We start from the raw sequence: 575 nt of genomic DNA on the forward strand, positions 1-575 counted from the left end.
GGCGGCCGCCTCGGCGCGCAACCCGCGCACGGCCCTGCCGAAGCGGACCTGCGCCGGCGGCTCGGCCGGGCCGAGCAGCTGCTCCCTGAGCCGGACGCGAGCCCCGAGAAGGGTGTCCTTCCCGGGGTCCCGCACGGTCTCCAGCAGCGCGGCGATGCCGCCTGCGTCGGGTTCGAGGATCGTCGCCGCCCGCACGGTCGGGAACTCGGCCCGGAAGCCGTCCTCGTCCAGGCCGCTCGTGTTCACCACCGCGTACGGCTTCTCCCCGGCCAGAAAGTCGGCCACCACGCTCGACACGTCGCTGACCAGCAGATGAGCCTGGTTGAAACATCCGTAGAGCGAGGGACGGGGGCCCGTGACGACCTGGTGCTCCCCCTCCGGAAGGCTGCGCCAGTACGCCTCCTCCCACGCCGCCGCGGCCCGGGCCACGGTCGCCGCGCGACCGCTGTCCGGCGCGCCCTGCCGCATCATCCGCTCCGCCTCGTCCGTGCCCCTGCGGCAGTCCGCCCTGGTGAGCCGGTCCAGCTCGGCGGCGCGCCGACACAGCTCGGCGACCGCCTCCGGGTCCGGGCGGG

Annotated in this window: 1 pseudogene; it reads right to left on the bottom strand. The window is 75.7% G+C overall.

Features of this window, described 5'->3' with window-relative positions:
- Positions 1-575 (bottom strand): annotated as a pseudogene (locus ACYVE9_RS30295) (hypothetical protein); the annotation flags it as partial.

Source organism: Streptomyces sparsus, from assembly GCF_054776295.1.